At 73.6% G+C, this 17,411-nt stretch carries 19 protein-coding genes; 14 read left to right on the top strand and 5 right to left on the bottom strand.

The window, feature by feature from the left end:
* Positions 1–192 precede the first annotated feature (192 nt).
* From ACP7TJ_RS03370 to ACP7TJ_RS03340, 7 genes are all read left to right on the top strand, one after another.
* Positions 193–543 (top strand): TlpA family protein disulfide reductase, encoded by a 351-nt coding sequence (locus tag ACP7TJ_RS03370; protein WP_189910387.1) that lies wholly within the window; start codon positions 193–195, stop codon positions 541–543.
* Positions 544–769: 226 nt separating this feature from the next.
* Positions 770–1,279, top strand: a complete 510-nt coding sequence (locus tag ACP7TJ_RS03365) for a flavin reductase family protein (RefSeq protein WP_093765564.1) — start codon at positions 770–772, stop codon at positions 1,277–1,279.
* A 217-nt stretch (positions 1,280–1,496) separates the two neighbouring features.
* A complete protein-coding gene (locus ACP7TJ_RS03360) occupies positions 1,497–2,285 on the top strand; it encodes an electron transfer flavoprotein subunit beta/FixA family protein (RefSeq protein WP_093765563.1) in 789 nt (262 codons plus the stop codon).
* Positions 2,286–2,346: 61 nt separating this feature from the next.
* The gene (locus tag ACP7TJ_RS03355) at positions 2,347–3,309 is read left to right on the top strand and encodes an electron transfer flavoprotein subunit alpha/FixB family protein (protein WP_093765562.1); all 963 of its coding nucleotides are present in this window, start codon (positions 2,347–2,349) and stop codon (positions 3,307–3,309) included.
* 209 nt (positions 3,310–3,518) lie between these two features.
* Positions 3,519–4,814 carry a DUF6986 family protein gene (locus ACP7TJ_RS03350; protein ID WP_427762034.1) on the top strand — a complete coding sequence of 432 codons (1,296 nt, stop codon included), beginning with the start codon at positions 3,519–3,521 and terminating at the stop codon, positions 4,812–4,814.
* Between the two features lie 104 nt (positions 4,815–4,918).
* Positions 4,919–5,416: a DUF2975 domain-containing protein gene (locus ACP7TJ_RS03345; protein ID WP_093765560.1), complete on the top strand. Its 498-nt coding sequence runs from the start codon at positions 4,919–4,921 to the stop codon at positions 5,414–5,416.
* A complete protein-coding gene (locus tag ACP7TJ_RS03340) occupies positions 5,416–5,655 on the top strand; it encodes a helix-turn-helix domain-containing protein (protein ID WP_093765559.1) in 240 nt (79 codons plus the stop codon). The genes ACP7TJ_RS03345 and ACP7TJ_RS03340 overlap by 1 nt, the downstream gene beginning before the upstream one ends.
* Here the strand turns inward: ACP7TJ_RS03340 and ACP7TJ_RS03335 are convergent.
* The gene (locus tag ACP7TJ_RS03335; protein ID WP_246532048.1) at positions 5,607–6,443 is read right to left on the bottom strand and encodes a hypothetical protein; all 837 of its coding nucleotides are present in this window, start codon (positions 6,441–6,443) and stop codon (positions 5,607–5,609) included. The two genes, ACP7TJ_RS03340 and ACP7TJ_RS03335, sit on opposite strands and share 49 nt — an antisense overlap.
* 14 nt (positions 6,444–6,457) lie before the next feature.
* The gene (locus tag ACP7TJ_RS03330; protein WP_176710717.1) at positions 6,458–7,552 is read right to left on the bottom strand and encodes a LacI family DNA-binding transcriptional regulator; all 1,095 of its coding nucleotides are present in this window, start codon (positions 7,550–7,552) and stop codon (positions 6,458–6,460) included.
* 207 nt (positions 7,553–7,759) lie between these two features.
* Between ACP7TJ_RS03330 and ACP7TJ_RS03325 the strand changes: the two genes are divergently transcribed.
* From ACP7TJ_RS03325 to ACP7TJ_RS03315, 3 genes are all read left to right on the top strand, one after another.
* On the top strand, positions 7,760–8,713 hold the full coding sequence (locus ACP7TJ_RS03325; RefSeq protein ID WP_093765557.1) for an ROK family protein: 954 nt from the start codon (positions 7,760–7,762) through the stop codon (positions 8,711–8,713).
* A gap of 356 nt (positions 8,714–9,069) precedes the next feature.
* Positions 9,070–9,267, top strand: a complete 198-nt coding sequence (locus ACP7TJ_RS03320) for a hypothetical protein (protein WP_167742404.1) — start codon at positions 9,070–9,072, stop codon at positions 9,265–9,267.
* A 144-nt stretch (positions 9,268–9,411) separates the two neighbouring features.
* On the top strand, positions 9,412–10,452 hold the full coding sequence (locus ACP7TJ_RS03315; RefSeq protein WP_093765555.1) for an NUDIX hydrolase: 1,041 nt from the start codon (positions 9,412–9,414) through the stop codon (positions 10,450–10,452).
* Positions 10,453–10,846: 394 nt separating this feature from the next.
* On the opposite strand, the gene ACP7TJ_RS03310 is transcribed toward ACP7TJ_RS03315, so the two are convergent.
* Positions 10,847–12,208 carry a dipeptidase gene (locus ACP7TJ_RS03310; RefSeq protein ID WP_404715740.1) on the bottom strand — a complete coding sequence of 454 codons (1,362 nt, stop codon included), beginning with the start codon at positions 12,206–12,208 and terminating at the stop codon, positions 10,847–10,849.
* Positions 12,209–12,403: 195 nt separating this feature from the next.
* Here ACP7TJ_RS03310 and ACP7TJ_RS03305 point away from each other — a divergent pair, with 195 nt between their 5' ends.
* Positions 12,404–13,645: a geranylgeranyl reductase family protein gene (locus ACP7TJ_RS03305; protein WP_376725046.1), complete on the top strand. Its 1,242-nt coding sequence runs from the start codon at positions 12,404–12,406 to the stop codon at positions 13,643–13,645.
* Here the strand turns inward: ACP7TJ_RS03305 and ACP7TJ_RS03300 are convergent.
* Entirely contained in the window at positions 13,629–14,084 is a 456-nt protein-coding gene (locus ACP7TJ_RS03300) for a nitroreductase family deazaflavin-dependent oxidoreductase (protein WP_367548608.1), read from the bottom strand. The two genes, ACP7TJ_RS03305 and ACP7TJ_RS03300, sit on opposite strands and share 17 nt — an antisense overlap.
* A gap of 149 nt (positions 14,085–14,233) precedes the next feature.
* Between ACP7TJ_RS03300 and ACP7TJ_RS03295 the strand changes: the two genes are divergently transcribed.
* The 3 genes from ACP7TJ_RS03295 (at position 14,234) to ACP7TJ_RS03285 (ending at position 17,101) form a co-directional block, all read left to right on the top strand.
* The gene (locus ACP7TJ_RS03295; protein WP_189910392.1) at positions 14,234–14,938 is read left to right on the top strand and encodes a TetR/AcrR family transcriptional regulator; all 705 of its coding nucleotides are present in this window, start codon (positions 14,234–14,236) and stop codon (positions 14,936–14,938) included.
* A gap of 226 nt (positions 14,939–15,164) precedes the next feature.
* Entirely contained in the window at positions 15,165–16,439 is a 1,275-nt protein-coding gene (locus ACP7TJ_RS03290) for a sensor histidine kinase (protein WP_427762028.1), read from the top strand.
* Positions 16,436–17,101 (top strand): response regulator, encoded by a 666-nt coding sequence (locus ACP7TJ_RS03285; RefSeq protein ID WP_093765550.1) that lies wholly within the window; start codon positions 16,436–16,438, stop codon positions 17,099–17,101. Before ACP7TJ_RS03290 ends, ACP7TJ_RS03285 begins: the two co-directional genes overlap by 4 nt.
* On the opposite strand, the gene ACP7TJ_RS03280 is transcribed toward ACP7TJ_RS03285, so the two are convergent.
* Positions 17,062–17,367 (bottom strand): DUF6332 family protein, encoded by a 306-nt coding sequence (locus ACP7TJ_RS03280; protein ID WP_266395161.1) that lies wholly within the window; start codon positions 17,365–17,367, stop codon positions 17,062–17,064. The genes ACP7TJ_RS03285 and ACP7TJ_RS03280 overlap by 40 nt on opposite strands.
* Positions 17,368–17,411 lie beyond the last annotated feature (44 nt).

Here is a 17,411-nt window from a genome sequence, read left to right as displayed (position 1 = left end):
CCGTAGGTTTACGGCCTGTCGCTGATGCTGCCCCAAGAACGGCCGGTGAACCAGCCCCGGTGCCGGTGAGAGGCGGAGATTCTCGTCACGTTCCACCGATTCACCTCGGGTTTTGCGGTGCGGGCGGGAATGTTCGCGGCCCCTGGGACGCTGGGGGTGGTTCGGGAGTGACATCCAGGGCGGGAGCGGCGAGTGCGAGGCAGTGACGACACGGGACGGTCCGGCGACGGCGGGGCGCGGCCCGGTCTCGCGGCCGAACTCGGCGCGGAGATGGGCGCACGCGCCACGCTCGTGCAGTTCTCCAGCGCCTTCTGCGCGCCGTGCCGGGCCACCCGCCGGGTGCTGGGCGAGGTCGCGGACATGGTCCCGGGCGTGACCCACGTCGAGATCGACGCCGAGGCCCGCCTGGACCTCGTACGGCGGCTGGGCGTCGAGCGCACCCCGACCGTGCTGGTCCTCGACGCGGACGGCCGGGTCGTGCGGCGCGCGGCCGGACAGCCGCGCAAGGCCGACGTGATCGCCGCCCTGGGCGCGGCGCTGTGACGGCCGTTGCGATCATGGTGAGACATCTCCCATCCGCAGGGGCCCACTTGACGCCGCGCGCTCGTTGTCGTCAGCCTGACATCAAGTCGGCGGGGTCGTCGGGACTCCTTCGCCGCCGTCGGGTACCCGGCCCCCTCCCGGCCGACGCCCGCGCCCCGCGTGCGTTCCGGCCGGGCCGGTGAGCAGCCGCGCACCCGCTCGTGACCCCTCCCAGAAGGACTGTTTCATGACGGCAACGTCCGACCTCGGCGCCGCCCGGCCCGCCTCGCCCGACCTGCTGCGCTCCGTCTTCCGCCGGCACCCGGCGGGGGTCGCGGTGGTCACGGCGCGCGGCCGTTCCGGTCCGGTCGGCTTCACCGCCACCTCCCTCGCCTCCGTGTCCGCGGAGCCGCCCATGCTGTCGTTCGGCGTGTCCACGGGCGGTTCCAGCTGGCCCGCGATAGCGGACACCGGCCATGTCGGCGTGCATCTGCTGGGCGAGCACCAGCAGGACCTCGCGGCCACGTTCGCGCGCCGGGGCGCCGACCGCTTCGGTCCGGGCACGGAATGGCGGGAGGGGCCGGAGGGGGTGCCGGTGCTGGACGGCGTGCCCGCCTGGATGGTGTGCCGGGTGGTGGCGCGGGTGCCCGCGGGCGATCACCGGATCGTGGTGGCCGAGGTGCTGCTCGGCGACCCCACGGGGCACGGCCGTCCCCTCGTCTACCACCAGGGACGCTTCAGCGGGCTGCCCGGCTGAGACGCGGGGACCTCGGTCGCGGACCGGAGGAGTTCCGGTTACGCTGCGTTGCGAAGGTCACAGTTCAAAGCGCTTGCTTAGCGGGCAGGAACTGAGTGTACTGACGAGTAATATTTCGATCGGAGCGTGGGTCGCCCCGACCGGGACCGCCCGCTTGAGGCGCCTATGCTGCCTGCAGGCAGGCAGCCAGAAATGACGATGCAGTAGGAGAGCCGGCGTGAGCTTGAGGATCGTTGTCACTGTGAAGTACGTGCCCGACGCCACTGGCGACCGGCACTTCGCCGATGACCTGACCGTCGACCGTGACGACGTGGACGGTCTGCTCTCCGAGCTGGACGAGTACGCGGTCGAGCAGGCGCTGCAGATCGCGGAGAACTCGGACGACGACGTGGAGGTCACCGTCCTGACCGTGGGTCCCGAGGACGCCAAGGACGCGCTGCGCAAGGCGCTGTCCATGGGCGCCGACAAGGCCATCCACGTCGAGGACGACGACCTGCACGGCACGGACGCCATCGGCACCTCCCTGGTCCTGGCCAAGGCCGTCGAGAAGGCGGGTTACGACCTGGTCGTCTCCGGCATGGCCTCCACCGACGGCACCATGGGCGTCGTCCCTGCGCTGCTCGCGGAGCGCCTCGGCGTGCCGCAGGTGACGCTCCTGTCCGAGGTGAACGTCGAGGACGGCAAGGTCACCGGCCGACGTGACGGCGACGCCGCCTCCGAGCAGCTCGAGGCGTCCCTCCCCGCGGTCGTGTCGGTCACCGACCAGTCGGGCGAGGCGCGTTACCCCTCCTTCAAGGGCATCATGGCGGCCAAGAAGAAGCCGGTGGAGTCCTGGGACCTCTCCGACCTCGACATCGACGCGGACGAGGTCGGCCTGGAGAACGCCTACACCACGGTGGAGTCGGCGTCCGAGCGTCCGGCCCGTACCGCGGGCACGATCGTCAAGGACGAGGGCGAGGGCGGCAAGCAGCTCGCCGAGTTCCTCGCGAGCCAGAAGTTCATCTGAGCCGCAAGGCACGGCTCGCTTCCCGCCCCTCATACTTCGCAAGCAGGAGAGAAGAAGTCCCATGGCTGAAGTTCTCGTCTACGTCGACCACGTGGACGGCGCCGTCCGCAAGCCGACCCTGGAGCTGCTGACCCTCGCCCGCCGCATCGGCGAGCCGGTCGCCGTGGCGCTGGGCAGCGGCGCCGGCGACACCGCCGCCACGCTCGCCGAGCACGGCGCGGTCAAGGTCCTCACCCACGAGGCCGCCGAGTACGCCGACTACCTGGTCGTGCCGAAGGTGGACGCCCTCCAGGCCGCCCACGAGGCCGTCTCCCCGGCCGCCGTGCTGGTCCCGTCCTCCGCCGAGGGCAAGGAGATCGCCGCCCGTCTGGCGCTGCGTCTGGGATCGGGCGTCATCACCGACGCCGTCGACCTGGAGGCCGGCGACGAGGGTCCGGTGGCCACCCAGTCGGTGTTCGCCGCCAGCTACACCACCAAGTCCCGCGTCTCCAAGGGCACCCCGGTCATCACGGTCAAGCCGAACTCGGCCGCCGTGGAGGCCGCCCCGGCCGCCGGCGCGGTCGAGTCCCTGAGCGTCACCTTCTCCGAGCAGGCGACCGGCACCAAGGTCACCGGCCGCACGCCGCGTGAGTCGACCGGCCGTCCGGAGCTCACCGAGGCCGCGATCGTCGTCTCCGGCGGCCGCGGTGTCAACGGCGCGGAGAACTTCGCGATCATCGAGGCGCTCGCCGACTCGCTCGGCGCGGCCGTCGGCGCCTCGCGTGCCGCCGTCGACGCCGGCTGGTACCCGCACACCAACCAGGTCGGCCAGACCGGCAAGTCGGTCTCCCCGCAGCTGTACATCGCCAACGGCATCTCCGGCGCGATCCAGCACCGCGCGGGCATGCAGACCTCGAAGACCATCGTGGCCGTCAACAAGGACGCCGAGGCCCCGATCTTCGAGCTGGTCGACTTCGGCGTCGTCGGCGACCTGTTCGACGTCGTCCCGCAGCTGACCGAGGAGGTCAAGGCCCGCAAGGGCTGATCACCCCGGAACCGTCCGAGGCCCCCGCGACCGCACCGGTCGCGGGGGCCTCGTCGTCCCGCGCCGGGCGCGGTGGCGGGGCGGGCCGGCCCGTAGGACGGTGTTGACCGGCACGGAGACCGCCGGATACCGTCCTTCAACGAATTGTTGAATCCGTAGCGCGGAAACGCGACGGCGGGATCAGGGCCGCGGACGTCTGGGAGGGTGGCATGGGCCAGGACCGGCAGGAGCGGGTGGCGACGAGTCTCGCGGGCGCCGTCGCCGAGGAGATCGGCGCCTCCCTCGCACCGGTCGACGCCGCACTGGAGCGCCTGTATCCCGGCGACCCGGGCACCCGCCGGCCCGTCCACACCGTGTACGTCCCCGGCGACCGGTTCACCGCCGGCACCGTGCGCGCCTGGGGCGACCAGGCCCTCGCGGCACTGGACGAGCACGCACCCGACGCCGCGTCCTTCGGCGCCGTCCTCGGCCTCGACGGCGCCCTCGCCGAGGACGTGTACGCCCGGGTCCGCGCCAAGCTGGAGCGCGAACCGGTCGAGGACCTGCGCGTCGACTTCGAGGACGGCTACGGCCACCGTCCTGACGCCGAGGAGGACGAGACCGCCGCCTGCGCCGCCCGGCTGGTCGCCGAGGCCTCCGCGCACGGCACGGCGGCCACCGCGGCCCCCTGGACCGGCATCCGCATGAAGTGCATGGAGGCGGCCGTACGCGACCGCGGCATCCGCACCCTCGACATCTTCCTCACCGGTCTGCTCCAGGCCGGCGGACTGCCCGACGGACTCGTCCTCACCCTCCCCAAGGTCACCTACGCCGAGCAGGTCGCCGCCCTGGCACGGCTGCTCGACGTCTTCGAGAAGACCTGGGGCCTCGCACCCGGCCGCATCGGGTTCGAGATCCAGATCGAGACCAGTCAGTCCATCCTCGCCGCCGACGGCACCGCGACCGTCGCCCGCATGATCCAGGCCGCCGACGGCCGCGCCACCGGGCTGCACTACGGCACCTTCGACTACAGCGCCTGCCTCGGCGTCCCGGCCGCGTACCAGTCCTGCGACCATCCCGCCGCCGACTACGCCAAGGCCGTCATGCAGGTCGCCGCCGCCGGCACCGGGGTGCGGCTCTCCGACGGCTCCACCAACGTGCTCCCGGTCGGCCCCACCGCGCAGGTCCACGACGCCTGGCGGCTGCACCACGGCCTCGTCCGCCGCGCCCTCGCCCGCGCCTACTACCAGGGCTGGGACATGCACCCCGGCCACCTCCCCACCCGCTACGCCGCCGTCTTCGCCTTCTACCGGGAGGGCTTCGAGCAGGCCGCCGTCCGGCTCTCCCGGTACGCCGAGCGGACCGGGGGCGACGTGATGGACGAGCCCGCCACCGCCAAGGCCCTCGCCGGGTATCTGCTGCGCGGCCTCGACTGCGGCGCCCTGGACGACGCGGAGGTGTCCCGCGCGACCGGGCTGGGGCGTGCGGACCTGGAGGCGTTCGCCTCGCCGCGACGCGGGGTGTGACGGTCCCGGCGTCGTGACGGCAGGGACGCTCGTCCTCCGGCGGCGATTGCGGTGTCTATCGAAAATCGATAGATTCCCATCGTACTTCGAGTGGAGGAGAGGCGATGGGACACGTGACCGTGCTCGCGCTGCGCGCGGTGATCGCGGTGCTGCTGGCGGGCTCCCTGGCGGTGCAGACGGTGATGGTGCCGCTGCTGGCGGGCGACCTGGACGGGCTCGGCGAGCGGTACGCCCCGCTGCGGACGCCGCTCCTGGTCATCGTGGTCCTCACCGTGCTGGCGGCCCAGACCGTGCTGATCTGCGTCTGGCGGCTGGTGACCATGGCCCGGCGCGGCACGGTCTTCTCCTACGCCGCCTTCCGCTACGTCCACATCGTGATCGGCGCGTTCGTCGCCGCGGCCCTGATGGTCTTCACGCTCGGCGCGCTGCTGGCGCCGGGGGAGGCCGTCGCGCCCGGTGTGGTGCTCCTGGTGGGCGGGGTCGGCCTCGCGATCGTGGGCATCGCGCTCGTCGTCCTCGTCCTGCGGATGCTGCTGGCCCAGGCCGTGGCACGGGAGCTGGAGGCGTCGCGGATGCGGGCCGAGCTGGCCGAGGTGATCTGATGCCGATCGCCGTCGACATCGACGTGATGCTCGCCCGGCGCAAGATGTCCGTGGGTGAACTCGCCGAACGCGTCGGCATCACCCCGGCGAACCTGGCCGTCCTGAAGAACGGCCGGGCGAAGGCGGTCCGCTTCACGACGCTCGCCGCGCTGTGCGAGGTGCTGGACTGCCAGCCGGGCGACCTGCTCCGCTACGAACCCGACCACGCGCCGGCGGAGCCGGCGACGAACCCGGCGTAGCGCCGGCGCCCCGCACCGGGCAAGGTGCCCGGAGCGCCGGCCCCGTGCGGGGTCACGTACCGCTCCAGGCCCCCCGCCGTCACCAGCCCCTCCTCCGCGAACAGCCGTGTCCCCTTCTCGCAGAGTCCGCGGTCCGCGCGCGCTCGGGCGGAGAAGGCTTCCGGTGTGGTGCCGAACAGGTCCCGCAGGCGGGGGAGTGTGGACAGGAGGCCGGTCAGGAGAGGGCGTTGGCCCGGGTGGGTGCGGGGGGCGCCGGCGCCGTCGTGGAGGACGCCCCGGCGGTTGACGTAGGCGTACGCGCCGGGGAGCGTGCTGCCGTCGGGGAGTTCGACGCGGACGTCGGGCGCGGGAAGCCAGGCGCGGCGGAAGTTGCCGTGCGGCAGCGGGACGCCCTCGCTCGCGTCGATCACCGTGAGCTGCCGGGCGTCCAGCCAGAGCACGAACAGCTCGCTCACCCGCTTCGGCGTCGCCACGGGGGAGTTGGAGACGTAGCCCGTGAGGCTCACGTGCGCCGAGACGCCGATGCCGATGCCCGACACCCGGGCCCGCACCATGGGCAGCGGGGAGGTGATCCCCGACTCGGCCAGCTTGTGGCGCAGTTGCGCGGGGCAGGCGTTGGAGCCGATCGAGATCACCGGCACCCGGTCCTCGAACGCCCACCGGTCCAGCGGCAGCAGCCGGTCCCCGTCGAGCAGCCCCGACTCGCGCGGCCAGGCGCCCGGATACTCCAGCGGATGCTCGCGCGGCACCACGTCCAGCCCCAGCGCCCGCAGCGTACGGTCCTCCATCGGCATCGCCCCGCTCAGTCCGCCGGGGGCAGCTCGCCCGAGCCGCGGGTGATCAGCCGGGTCGGCAGCTCGATGCGCTCCGGGGCGATCAGCGTCCCGTCCAGCTGGCGGAACAGCCGCTCGGCGGCGGTCCGGCCGAGGGCGGCGGCGTCCTGCGCGACGACCGTGACACCGGGCTGCAGCAGGTCGGCCAGCTCGATGTCGTCGAAGCCGACCAGGGCGACCGGACGGGCGTGTCCGGCCAGCACCCGGATCACCGTGACCGTCACCCGGTTGTTGCCGGTGAAGATCGCGGTGACCGGCTCGGGTCCGGTGAGCATCTCCTGCGCGGCCCGGCGGACCCGCTCGGGGTCCGTGACGCCCAGCGACATCCATGCGTCCGCCACCGGTATTCCCGCGTCCTCCATGGCGGTGCGGTAGCCGCGCAGCCGTTCGGCCGCCGTGTGGATGCGGGGCATGTCGCCGATGAAGCCGATCCTGCGGTGCCCGTGCGCGATCAGATGGCGCACGCCGTCGCGCGCGCCCCCGAAGTTGTCCGACACCACCACGTCGGCGTCGATGTGCCCGGCCGGCCGGTCCACGAACACCGTGGCGACGCCTGCCTTGATCTCCGGCTCCAGATAGCGGTGGTCGTCGCCGGCCGGGATCACCACCAGGCCGTCCACCCGGCGGGCGCACAGCGCCAGCACCAGCTCCTGCTCACGGTCGGCGTCCTCCGCGCTCGACCCGTTGATCAGCAACGCACCGTGGGCGCGGGCCACCTCTTCCACCGCCCGGCTCAGCGGGCCGTAGAACGGGTCCGCGAGGTCCTCCAGGACCAGGCCGATGCTGGCCGTACGGCCCTTGCGCAGCACCCGCGCGCTGTCGTTGCGGCGGAAGCCGAGCGCCTCGATCGCCTCCTGCACCCGCCTCTCGGTCTCCGGCGTCACGCCCGGCTCGCCGTTCACCACACGGGAGACCGTCTTCAGGCCCACTCCGGCGCGGGCGGCCACGTCCTTCATCGTCGGACGGTTGCCGTAGCGGGTCCCTGGGAAGCGGTCGGTGCGGCGGGTCGTCTCCGGCACGTTGCGGTGTCCTGTCCTGTCGGCCACGGGGATGCGTGAGTCCATGGGCTTGTATGAGGATGTGGCGTCGAGCATAGAGCCTGGACAACGTTGTCAGGCTCGGGGGACACTGTCCGACGCACACTTCGGCCCGCACCTCACCGCCCGACCGGGCCGTTGCCCGTGCTCCATGTGTTGCCTCCTGGTCGCGCATGGCCGCTCCCAGCGTGTTCTCTGATGGTTTCCGATGGTTGACGGGGAGATCCGACTCTGATGCACACCGACCTCGTGGCTGCGCTCGACATCGGCGGCACCAAGATCGCCGGCGCGCTGGTGGACCGTGAGGGCCGGATCCTGGCCCGCGCCCAGCGGCCGACCCCCGCACGGGAGGACGGTGACACCGTCATGGCGGCCGTCGAGGAGGTGATCGGCGGCCTCACCGCGTCCCCCCTCTGGGAGCGCGCGGGCGCGGTCGGCATCGGCAGCGCGGGCCCCGTCGACGCCTCCGCCGGCACGGTGAGCCCGGTCAACGTCCCCGGGTGGCGCGACTACCCGCTGGTCGCCAAGGTGCGGGACGCGGCCGGCGGCCTGCCCGTCGAGCTGATCGGCGACGGGGTCGCCATCACGGCCGCCGAACACTGGCAGGGCGCCGCACGCGGCCACGACAACGCGCTGTGCATGGTCGTCTCCACGGGGGTCGGCGGCGGCCTGGTGCTCGGCGGGCGGCTGCACCCCGGACCCACCGGCAACGCCGGGCACATCGGCCACATCAGCGTGGACCTCGACGGCGACCCGTGCCCGTGCGGCGCGCGCGGCTGCGTGGAGCGGATCGCGAGCGGTCCCAACATCGCCCGGCGCGCGCTGGAGAACGGCTGGCGGCCCGCTCCGGACGGTGACACCTCCGCCGCTGCGGTGGCCGCCGCCGCCCGCGCCGGCGACCCGGTCGCCGTGGCCTCCTTCGAGCGGGCGGCCAGGGCCCTCGCCGCGGGCATCGCGGCCACGGCGACGCTCGTCGAGATCGACATCGCGGTGATCGGCGGCGGCGTGGGCAAGGCGGGAGAGGTGCTGTTCGCGCCGCTGCGGAAGGCGCTGACCGAGTACGCCACGCTGTCCTTCGTACAGCGCCTCGCGGTCGTCCCGGCCCGGACGGGCACCGACGCGGGCCTGGTGGGGGCGGCAGCGGCGGCGCTGATCAGCCGCACGGATGCGGCGGTGGCGGGGGTGTGAGGGGTCCGGCCGGGCTCGGCCGAGTCCGCCCGGGGACGCGGTCAGCTCCACCGGGACCCACGTCCGGTCCCGGCGGTCGTGGGGAGATGAGTGGTCCGGCGGGGCTTCGTGCGGGTGTGGCCGGGGATGCGTCGGGGCCTGGTCGGGGCTCGTCCGAGTCCGGTCGGAGGTTCGTCCGGGCCTTGCCAGGGGCGCGTCGGAGCCCGGCGGGGGGCCCGTCCAAACCTGGCGGGCGCGGGGGTGCGAGGGGTCCGGCCGGACTCGGCCGGGCGCGCGGGCATGCTCGGTCAAGGCCCGCAGGGGGCTCGTTCGGAGGCGGGCGTGACCAGACGGGGGGTTCCGCAGTTGAGCCGGGCATGAAGAAGCGCAGCATGCTCGCCATCGCCTCCCTGGCCACCGGTTTCGTCGTCGCGGCCGTCACTCCGTCACACGCGCTCACCGACACCCCCGCTCTCGGCGCGCTCGACGTCGAGGACACGGTCGGCTCCCTCGACCGCATGGTCGCGGAGAACAACACGCTGGAGCTGGACGTCGACCGGGACGGCAACGCCTGACGGCCCCACGCGGCGTCGACGGCGGCGCCGGCACCCCTCCGTGACGGGGTGCCGGCGCCGCCGTCACGTGTTCTCACCGTGATCTGGTTTCCGTGGCAGGGTGGAACGGGCAAGCCTCAGGGGGCCAACAGAAGAGGGGGAACCGTGATCGTCTGGATCAACGGGGCGTACGGTGCGGGGAAGACCTCCACCGCGCGCGAACTGATCGAGCTGATCCCGAACAGCACGCTCTTCGACCCCGAGGTCATCGGCGGAGCACTGGACCAGCTGCTCCCGCCCAAGCACCTCGCCGAGGTCGGCGACTTCCAGGACCTCCCGATCTGGCGACGCCTCGTGATCGACACCGCGGCCGCGATGCTCGCCGAGCTCGGCGGGACCCTGGTGGTCCCCATGACCCTGCTGCGCCAGGAGTACCGCGACGAGATCTTCGGCGGCCTCGCCGCCCGGCGCATACCGGTCCGGCATGTCCTGCTCGCCCCGGCCGAAACGATCCTGCGCGAGCGGATAGCCGGCCGGGAGGTCCCGGACGACCTCCCCGACGGGGAGATGCGGGTCCGGCAGTGGTCGTACGACCGGATCGAGCCGTTCAAGGCGGCGCTCGCCGCGTGGCTCACGGCCGACGCCTATCCGATCGACAGCGGCTGCCTCACCCCGCGCGACACCGCCCGCCGCATCGCCGAGGCGGTCGGCAGCGGAGAGGTGCCCGCCTGTGACATCGTGCAGACGCCCGAGCCGACGGCGGAGACCGTCGCCGCGGGGGTGCTGCTCTTCGACGAGCAGGACCGGGTGCTGCTCGTCGACCCGACCTACAAGGCCGGCTGGGAGTTCCCCGGCGGGGTCGTCGAACGCGGTGAGGCCCCGGCGCGGGCCGGCATGCGGGAGGTCGCGGAGGAGACCGGCATACGGCTCGACGACGTGCCGGCCCTCCTCGTCGTGGACTGGGAGCCGCCCGCGCCGCCCGCCTTCGGCGGACTCCGGCTGCTGTTCGACGGCGGCCGCCTCGACTCCGAGGACGCCGGCCGCATGCTGCTGCCCGGCCCCGAACTGCGGGCCTGGCGCTTCGCCTCCGAGGCGGAGGCGGCGCACCTGCTGCCGCCCGTCCGCTACGAACGCCTGCGGCGGGCGCTGCGGGCCCGTGAACGCGGCCGGGCGATGTACCTGGAGGGCGGAGTGCCGGTGGGGTGAGGGGACTCACGGCCCTGGGGCCGTGGTGCCTCTGCGGTGCTTCCGCGACTCGCGCGCCCCGTGAGCGTCACCGTGGCCGAGGCGGGCGGGGCTGCCGCCTTCACGCCCCGTCGCCGTGGCCGTGGCGCATTTCGCACGTGTGAGGGGGACTTACGGCCCGGGGGCCGACGTGCCCCTGCGGTGCGCCTGCGACTCGCGTGCGGCGGGGGCGCCGTTGTCGCCGTGGCCAGGCGGACGGGCTTTCCGCCCGCGTGCCGCGTCGCCGTGCCCGGGGCGCGTCACGCCTGCGCAGCGGACGGCCGAGCCGGGCAGCCTCGATGTCCGCTCCCACGCCCGCACGGCGGAGGCCCCGCCCATCCGAGCGGGGCCTCGCCCTCGACAGTGAGCGGCCCGATCAGGCCGCCCCGCCCGCGTAGTTGCGCAGGAACAGCGCCTCCGCGACCGACAGCCGCTCCAGCTCGTCGGGGGACACGCTCTCGTTCACCGCGTGGATCTGCGCCTCCGGCTCGCTCAGCCCGATCAGCAGGATCTCCGCCTTCGGGTAGAGGGCGGCGAGCGTGTTGCACAGCGGGATCGAACCGCCCTGGCCCGCGTACTGCATCTCCTCGCCCGGGTAGGCGACCGCCATCGCGTCCGCCATGGCCTGGTACGCCGGGCTGGCCGGGTCGGCGCGGAACGCCTGGCCCTGGCCGATCTGCTCGACGGTGACCCGCGCGCCCCACGGCGTGTGCGATTCCACGTGCGCGCGCAGCAGTTCGGTCGCCTTCGCCGCGTCCACACCCGGCGGCACCCGCAGGCTGAGCAGCCCCCGTGCGCTCGCCTGCACGGACGGCGTGGCGCCGACCACCGGCGGGCAGTCGATGCCGAGCACGGTGACCGCGGGGCGGGCCCAGATGCGGTCGGCGACCGTGCCGGAGCCGATCAGCTCCACCCCGTCCAGCACCTTGGCGTCCTTGCGGAACTGCTCTTCGTCGTACTGGATGCCCTGCCACACGCTGTCGCCGGTCAGCCCGTCCACGGTCGTGCTGCCGTCCTCGGCGCGCAGCGAGTCCAGCACCCGCACCAGCGCGGCCAGCGCGTCGGGCGCGGCCCCTCCGAACTGCCCGGAGTGCAGGTTGCCTTCCAGGGTGTCGATGCGCACCCGCACCAGCGTCATGCCGCGCAGGGTGGTGGTGACGGTCGGCAGGCCGGCGCGGAAGTTGCCCGCGTCGCCGATGACGACGGTGTCGGCGGTGAGCAGGTCCGGGTGCTCCTCGGCGTACCGCTCCAGGCCGCCGGTGCCCTGCTCCTCCGAGCCCTCCACGATGATCTTGACGTGGACCGGCACGCCGCCGTTCGCCTTCAGGGCGCGCAGCGCCAGCAGGTGCATGATGACCCCGCCCTTGCAGTCGGCGGCGCCGCGCCCGTACCAGCGGCCGTCGCGCTCGGTCAGCTCGAACGGCGGCGTGGTCCAGCCGGCCTCGTCCAGCGGCGGCTGCACGTCGTAGTGCGCGTACAGCAGCACGGTCTTCGCGCCCTCCGGGCCGGGCAGGAAGCCGTAGACCGACTGGGTGCCGTCCGGGGTGTCGAGCAGGGCCACGTCCTGGAAGCCCTCGGCGGTGAGCGCGTCGGCGATCCAGCGGGCCGCGGCCTCGCTCTCCTCGCGGGGGAACTGGTCGAAGTCCGCCACCGACTTGAAGGCCACCAGCTGGGTGAGCTCCTCCTTCGCCCTGGGCATCAGTGAGGCGACGGTCACGGCGACCGGATTCGACGACATGGGCACGCTCCTTGTGGGTGCGACGTTGTGCAGATGCGTACTTCTCGGTACGCGATGATCGTGTCGGTGTGCGTGAGTGACCCATGTAAGGGCCACTCACGCCGCCGATCCTCCCACAGCGGACCGTGACGACCGCCGCCGTAGGATGCGGGAGGACAGCAGCGGCAGGCGGCGTGGACGGAGCGGCAGACCATCGTGAGCAGCGACAACTCTTCGGCGGACGACGTGCGGCAGGTGTGGGACGTCGTCGTGGTGGGCGCGGGACCCGCGGGGGCGTCGGCGGCCTACGCGGCGGCGGTCGCGGGGCGGCGCGTGCTGCTGCTGGAGAAGGCGGAGCTGCCCCGCTACAAAACCTGCGGCGGCGGCATCATCGGTCCGTCGCGTGACGCGCTGCCGCCCGGCTTCGAGCTGCCGCTCAAGGACCGGGTGCACGCCGTGACGTTCTCCAGCAACGGCCGCTTCACCCGTACCCGCCGCTCACGGCAGATGCTCTTCGGCCTGATCAACCGGCCGGAGTTCGACCAGCAGCTCGTCGAGCACGCGCAGAAGGCCGGGGCGGAACTGCGCACCGGCGTCGCCGTGCAGCGCGTGGAGCAGCACGGCTCGGCCGTGCCGGACCGGCGCACGGTCGCCGTCGTCCTCCAGGGCGGCGAGACGGTGCTCGCGCGGGCCGTGGTCGGCGCCGACGGCAGCGCCGGCCGCATAGGGGCGCACGTCGGGGTGAAGCTGGACCAGGTGGACCTGGGCCTGGAGGCGGAGATCCCGGTGCCGGAGACGGTCGCCGAGGACTGGAAGGGCAGGGTGCTCATCGACTGGGGCCCGATGCCCGGCAGTTACGGCTGGGTCTTCCCCAAGGGCGACACGTTGACCGTGGGCGTCATCTCGCGGCGTGGCGAAGGCGCCGCCACCAAGCGCTACTTGGAGGATTTCATCGCCCGGCTGGGTCTCGCCGGCTTCGAACCGGCCATCTCCTCCGGGCATCTGACCCGCTGCCGGGCCGACGACTCGCCGCTGTCCCGCGGCCGGGTGCTGGTCTGCGGTGACGCGGCGGGGCTGCTGGAGCCGTGGACCCGCGAGGGCATCTCCTTCGCGCTGCGCTCCGGCCGGCTGGCGGGGGAGTGGGCGGTGCGCGTCGCCGAGGCGCACGACGCCGTGGACGCCCGGCGCCAGGCCCTCAACTACGCGTTCGCCGTGAAGGCGGGCCTGGGCGTGGAGATGAGCGTGGGCAAGCGGATGCTGGCGGCGTTCGAGCAGCGGCCGGGCGTCTTCCACGCGGTGCTGACCGGCTTCCGCCCGGCATGGAAGGCGTTCAAGGACATCACGCGGGGCTCGACGACGCTGGGCGAGCTGGTCCGCACCCATCCGATGGCCCACCGCGCGCTGATGGCGCTGGACCGGCGTCCCGCGGGCGGCGGCGAGGTCAGCCCCGGACCGTGATCCGGAAGACCGGGTGGTCGGGGGCCGCCGCCAGGATCTCCTCGTCGGAGGACTTGGCGGTGACCCCTTTGAAGTACTGGTTGACCTCCCAGCCCCACTTCTCCAGGTAGGTGCGCAGCACCGTCAGCTTCTCCTCGTCGGGGATCTCCACCGCCGTGAAGGTGCGCACCTTGCGGCCCACGCGCAGCTCACCGCCGCCGGCGGCCCGCATGTTGCGCACCCACTGGGAGTGCCCGCGTGCCGAGACCAGGTACCGCTCCCCCTCGTAGGTGTGCGGGTTGACCGGGATGCGCTGCATCTGCCCGCTCTTGCGGCCGCGGACGGACAGCTCCGCGGTGCCGGCGACACTGACGCCGTACCGGGCCAGCCGGCCGACGATCCGGTTGAAGCGGGCGGCGACGGGACCGGCGGTGAGGTAGTACGGCGTGGACGACGGCATCGGGACCTCCGGGACAGGCGGTGAGAGCGCCGCTCTATTTTGTGAGCACTGCTCTCGCTTCGTTTCGAGTGTGCCGTGTCCCATGTGGCATTGCAAGAGCAGTGCTCTCGTTTGTGTGCACCGCTCTGCTTTCATGGAACACTGACGGCATGACGAGCACCCCACACGGCGCCCGCGCGCGGGCGAGGACCGAGATCACCGCGGCCATCAAGGAGGAGGCGCGTCGGCGGCTGGCCGAGCAGGGCGCCGCCGAGCTGTCCCTGCGGGCCGTGGCCAGAACGCTCGGCATGGCCTCCTCCGCGATCTACCGCTACTTCCCCAGCCGTGACGACCTGCTGACCGCTCTCATCACCGACGCCTACGACTCCCTCGGCGAGGCGGCCGAGGCGGCCCTGAAGGCGTCCGCCGGCGCCGCCCCGGGGGAGCGCTGGACCGCCGTGTGCGAGGCCGTCCGCGGCTGGGCGCTGGCGCACCCGCACGAGTACGCGCTGATCTACGGCTCGCCCGTGCCGGGGTATGCCGCGCCGGCCACCACCGTCCCGGCCGCCTCACGCGTCGGCTTCGCCCTCATCGACGTCGTCCGCGACGCCCACCGGGCCGGGGAGCTCGACGTCCCGTCCGTTCCGGCGGACCTGGAGGCGGAGGCCGCGCGCATGGCGGCGGACTTCGTCCCCGGACTGCCGCCCGCGGTGGCGCCGGCCTGCGTGGCCGTCTGGGCGCAGCTGCTCGGCCTGATCGGCTTCGAGGTGTTCGGCCAGTTCACCCGGATCGTGGAGGAACGGGACGCGTTCTTCCGCCACACGATCGGCGGTCTCGCCCGCACGGTGGGGCTGCGGCCGGCCGACGCCTCCTGAGGTCTGTCGTCCGGATCGTTCCGGCGTCGCGGGGCCCGGCACACAGGTCTGCGACCTGGCCGTCGATCGCCGACGCCCCGGGTTCCGGCTGCGCTCGCACGGGGGCGACCCCTGAGCGGAAGGCCCTGGGCTCCGCACCCCGGCCGGGCGTACTTCCCCGGGAGTAGACGTGATCACGCCGTCCGGCCGACGCCACCGGGCGGACGCGGCGTCTAGCGTGGCGGACATGGACGAACAGCGTGGGCCCGGCGTCGGCCCGCCGGAGCGGTGGCGCCCCGGCGGGCCGCCCCGGTGGCGGCGGCACGGCCCGCCCGGCTGGATCCGCCGCGCCGCCGGACGGGACGAGGACCTGGAGCCGGCCGGCCGCGCCCGGTGGCCGTGGCCCTCCACCGTGCTGCTCACCGCCTTCGTGCTGATCGGCTCCGGCTTCGCCGACCACGCCCAGGCGGGCGAGCGGGTCGCCCTCGACCCGCCGGGCCGGGTTCTGCTGTTCGTGTCGGGTGCGCTGCTGCTGTGGCGGTGGCGGCATCCCGTCGCCGTGCTGTGCGGCACGGTGGCCGCCGTCCTGCTGTACCTCGGGGCCGGATATCCGTACGGGCCCGTCCTCCTGACCGTCGCGGTGGCCTGTTTCACCGCCGTCGTCTCGGGGCGGCGCTACGCGGCCTGGGCGGCGATGGGGGCGCTGTGGGCCGGGCACCTGCTCATCGTCCACGTCCTGTACCGGTGGCTGCCCCCGCCGGGCGACGACGCGGCCCCCTGGACCGAGGAGATCGTCGTCGCCACCTGGGCGGTGGCGCTCCTCGCCGTGTCCGAACTGGCCCGCGTCCGCCGGGAACAGTGGGCGCGCGAGCGGGCCGAGCGGGCCCGTGCGGAGCGGCGGCGCGCCGACGAGGAGCGGCTGCGCATCGCCCGCGAACTGCACGACGTGCTCGCGCACAGCATTTCCGTCATCAACGTGCAGGCCGGCGTCGGACTCGCCCTGCTGGACAGCGATCCGGAACAGGCCCGCACCGCGCTCACCACCATCAAGGCCAAGAGCAAGGAGGCGCTCGGCGAGGTGCGCCAGGTGCTCGACACCCTGCGCGCCCCCGGCGCCGCCCCGCGCACCCCCGCGCCCGGCCTCGACCGGCTGCCCGAACTGGTGGAACAGGCCGCGAGTGCGGGACTGACCGTCACCGTCGAGGGAGCGCCGCCCCGGCTGTCGCCCGGCGCCGACCTGGCCGCCTTCCGCATCGTCCAGGAGGCCCTCACCAACGTCGTACGGCACTCCGGCTCCCGTGAGGCGCGCGTGCACATCGAACGGCGCGAGCGGCGGCTGCGGCTGCTGGTCGACGACGACGGGCCCGCCACCGGCGCCGACGCGGGCGGCACCGGCAACGGGCTCGCCGGGATGCGGGAGAGGGCCGCCGCGCTCGGTGGCACCATCGAGGCGGGCACCCGCCCGGACGGAGGGTTCCGCGTGCTCGCCCTCCTGCCGATCGACTCCGAGGAGGACCGGTGATCCGTGTGGTGCTCGCCGACGACCAGTCGCTGGTCAGGGCGGGATTCCGCGCCTTGCTGGACGCGCAGCCGGACATCGGGGTGGCCGGGGAGGCGGCCGACGGCGAGGAGGCCCTGCGCCTGATCCGCGAGCTGCGGCCCGACGTCGTGCTGATGGACATCCGCATGCCCGCACTGGACGGCCTCGCCGCGACCCGCCGCGTCACCGGGGACCCGGACCTGGCCGGCGTGAAGGTGGTCATGCTCACCACCTTCGAACTGGACGAGTACGTCTTCGAGGCGATCCGCTCGGGCGCCTCCGGCTTCCTGGTGAAGGACACCGAGCCCGGCGAACTGCTGCGCGCGGTACGGGCGGTGGTCGACGGCGACGCCCTGCTCTCGCCCAGTGTGACGCGCCGGCTGATCGCCGAGTTCGCCGCCCGCTCCAAGGAACCGGCCGCCGCGGACGCCCTGTCGGAGCTGACCGAGCGGGAACGGGAGGTGATGGCGCTGGTCGGACTCGGCCTGACCAACGACGAGATCGCCCGCCGCCTGGTGGTGAGCCCGCTCACCGCCAAGACCCACGTCAGCCGCACCATGGTCAAGCTGGGCGCCCGCGACCGCGCCCAACTGGTCGTCCTCGCCTACGAGTCGGGGCTGGTACGGCCGGGCTGGCTGGGCTGAGCCGACCGCCGGAACCGCACCAGGACGGACACGGTCCGGACGGCGAACAGCACTCCCGCGAGCACACCGCCCGCGCGCACCAGCACGGCCTCCACCGCCCCCGGCAGCGCGAACAGCAGCGCCGGACCCGCCACGGCGCCGAACACCACGGCCGCCGCGAAGGCCGCGCTGCACAGCGCGTACCCGGTCTCGACGGTGATCGCGTCCCGCTCGGCCTGGCCGCGCCGGCCGCCCCCGCGCGTCTCATGGTCCCCCTGCTCACGCATTCCGGCAGTGAAACAGGCGGACGGCCGGCGGGCAAGCGCCACGG

The organism is Streptomyces sp. DSM 41931 (assembly GCF_050271085.1).
GTDB classification, from domain to species: domain Bacteria; phylum Actinomycetota; class Actinomycetes; order Streptomycetales; family Streptomycetaceae; genus Streptomyces; species Streptomyces albogriseolus.
This window is presented reverse-complemented; position numbering and strand designations above follow the sequence as displayed.

Coding starts and splice junctions, on each gene's coding strand:
- ACP7TJ_RS03365 (WP_093765564.1), top strand. CDS start 770: ATGACGGCAACGTCCGACCTCGGCGCCGCCCGGCCCGCCTCGCCCGAC.
- ACP7TJ_RS03355 (WP_093765562.1), top strand. CDS start 2,347: ATGGCTGAAGTTCTCGTCTACGTCGACCACGTGGACGGCGCCGTCCGC.
- ACP7TJ_RS03350 (WP_427762034.1), top strand. CDS start 3,519: ATGGGCCAGGACCGGCAGGAGCGGGTGGCGACGAGTCTCGCGGGCGCC.
- ACP7TJ_RS03345 (WP_093765560.1), top strand. CDS start 4,919: ATGGGACACGTGACCGTGCTCGCGCTGCGCGCGGTGATCGCGGTGCTG.
- ACP7TJ_RS03340 (WP_093765559.1), top strand. CDS start 5,416: ATGCCGATCGCCGTCGACATCGACGTGATGCTCGCCCGGCGCAAGATG.
- ACP7TJ_RS03335 (WP_246532048.1), bottom strand. CDS start 6,443: ATGGAGGACCGTACGCTGCGGGCGCTGGGGCTGGACGTGGTGCCGCGC.
- ACP7TJ_RS03330 (WP_176710717.1), bottom strand. CDS start 7,552: ATGGACTCACGCATCCCCGTGGCCGACAGGACAGGACACCGCAACGTG.
- ACP7TJ_RS03325 (WP_093765557.1), top strand. CDS start 7,760: ATGCACACCGACCTCGTGGCTGCGCTCGACATCGGCGGCACCAAGATC.
- ACP7TJ_RS03320 (WP_167742404.1), top strand. CDS start 9,070: ATGAAGAAGCGCAGCATGCTCGCCATCGCCTCCCTGGCCACCGGTTTC.
- ACP7TJ_RS03310 (WP_404715740.1), bottom strand. CDS start 12,208: ATGTCGTCGAATCCGGTCGCCGTGACCGTCGCCTCACTGATGCCCAGG.
- ACP7TJ_RS03300 (WP_367548608.1), bottom strand. CDS start 14,084: ATGCCGTCGTCCACGCCGTACTACCTCACCGCCGGTCCCGTCGCCGCC.
- ACP7TJ_RS03295 (WP_189910392.1), top strand. CDS start 14,234: ATGACGAGCACCCCACACGGCGCCCGCGCGCGGGCGAGGACCGAGATC.
- ACP7TJ_RS03290 (WP_427762028.1), top strand. CDS start 15,165: ATGGACGAACAGCGTGGGCCCGGCGTCGGCCCGCCGGAGCGGTGGCGC.
- ACP7TJ_RS03280 (WP_266395161.1), bottom strand. CDS start 17,367: ATGCGTGAGCAGGGGGACCATGAGACGCGCGGGGGCGGCCGGCGCGGC.